The following is a 1,962-nucleotide window of genomic DNA, read 5'->3' as shown; positions in this document are numbered from 1 at the left end:
TGAGTCGCCCGGGCCGCGGGGGTGAAGCGGGGGTCCGTGTCTGGGGGTGAGGCCGCCGGCGCTGCGATGGCGCCGGCGGCCTTCTCACGTTTCGTGCGGTTCGTCAAGCTTTCACGGGCAAAAGCCGCATTCGTTAGCGTCGTCAAAGATCGGAGCGCGGGCTGGGCCGCTGCCGATCGGCTGGGAGGGCCATGATCGACGCGCGTGTCACCGAGATCGCCGAGGGCACGGTGCTGGAGCGCCGGTACCAGCTGCGTGAGCTGATCGGCGCAGGGGGCGCCGGCAAGGTGTTCCGCGGCGACGACCTGCACCTGCAGCGGCAGATCGCCGTGAAGGTCATGCACCCTCACGCCGACGACCTCGCATCAGTGGATCGCGCGCGGGCCGAGATGCTGCTGCTCGCCTCTCTCAACCACCCCTGCCTCGTCACGCTCTTCGATGCCCGCATCGGTCACGCCGACGACGACGTGAACTACCTGGTCATGGAGTACGTGCCCGGGCTCACGCTGAGCGAGCGCCTCAGGCAGGGCGACATGGATGCCAGGGAGCTCGCGGGCATCGCGCTCGACATCGCCGAAGGGCTGCACGTCGCCCACGCCTCGGGCATCGTGCACCGCGACATCAAGCCCTCGAACGTGCTGCTGTGGCGCTCTCCGCTCGCGAACGGACGCTGGCGCGCGAAGGTCGCCGACTTCGGCATCGCCTACCTGCAGAACACCACCCGCGCCACCGCCCCGGGGCTCGTGATCGGCACGGCCGCCTACCTCGCGCCGGAGCAGGCGCGCGGAGCGGCGGCGACCCCCGCCGCCGACATCTACGCCCTCGGCATCCTGCTCATCGAGGCCATCACCGGGCGGCGTCCGTTCGGCGACGCCTCGGGCATCGGAGCCATCACCGCGCGCCTCATCGACCCGCCCGCGATCCCCGCGTCGCTGCCCGCCCCGTGGCGCGAGCTGCTGCAGGCGATGACCTCCATGCGCCCCGAGGACCGCCCCAGTGCCCTCGAGGTGGCTGTCGCGGCCGCGCGGCTGACCGTACCGGATGCCATCGCCCACGACACCGCGACGCCGGTGGCGCCGGTGGCTCACCCGGCCCCGATGACGCGGCGCTCGCTCGCGGCTGCAGCTGCAGCCGCAGCGACCGCTCCCCTGCAGATGCCTACCGTGTCTGCGCCCCGGTCGGCGTCGACGGCCGTGTCGGCCCGTATCACTGACACGACGATTCCTGAGGTTCCCGGGCTGACCTCGGTCGTTCGCCCCGCTCCCCGGTACCCGCGCCGCGTGTACGCCGCCGCCGCCACGGTCGGGGTGCTGGCGGTGCTGTCGGTGTCGGCGTTCTCCGCCGTGATCGGCGCGAGTGTCTCTCAGGACCCCGCCCCGGTGGTGCAGGAGGAACCGGCCCCGGTGGAGCCGCCGGTTGTGTTGACCGAGCCCGAGGTGGTGCCCGAGGAGCCGGCGCCGGCCGTCGTGACTGACGAGGTCGAGGCGCCCGCGCCGGAACCGATCGTCGTGACGCCCGTGGACGCGCCGGCGGAGAAGCCTGGCAACGCCGGCGGCCCCGGTGCGGAGAACCCGAACAAGGGCCCGGGCAACAACAACGGCAACGGGAACGGCAACCGCGGACCCGGCAACAACAACGGGAACGGAAACGGGAACCGCTGACGGCCTACTAGGCTGGAACACGAGGGCCTCTAGCTCAGTCGGTAGAGCATCGGACTTTTAATCCGCGGGTCGTGGGTTCGAGCCCCACGGGGCCCACTTCATTCGCATGATCGTGCGCACAAACCTCCCGAGGCAGGCGCGTGCATCGCCGCGCACAGAGGGGTCTTGACAGAGCACTTCGATTTTGAAAGTGTCTGCCGCATGAGCCTCTTCATCACCTGCCCGGTCGAGAGCGTCCAGCGGTCGACCGACTTCTACACGGCACTCGGCTGGACGCTCAATGCGGACATGTCCGATCACA

General features: G+C 70.5%; 1 protein-coding gene, 1 tRNA gene and 1 pseudogene. All 3 read left to right on the top strand.

The genetic code is table 11. From position 1 onward, the window contains the following. The first annotated feature begins 191 nt into the window (after nucleotides 1-191). A complete protein-coding gene (locus NQ160_RS23030) occupies nucleotides 192-1,661 on the top strand; it encodes a serine/threonine-protein kinase (RefSeq protein ID WP_257517341.1) in 1,470 nt (489 codons plus the stop codon). A 23-nt stretch (nucleotides 1,662-1,684) separates the two neighbouring features. Beyond that, nucleotides 1,685-1,757: transfer RNA gene (locus NQ160_RS23025), tRNA-Lys, on the top strand. 105 nt (nucleotides 1,758-1,862) lie between these two features. Then, nucleotides 1,863-1,962, top strand: a pseudogene (locus NQ160_RS25035) (VOC family protein); the annotation flags it as partial.

Source organism: Microbacterium sp. zg.Y909 (assembly GCF_024626565.1).
Note: the sequence above shows the minus strand (reverse complement) of the source record. Positions and strands in the feature narration are given on the sequence as shown.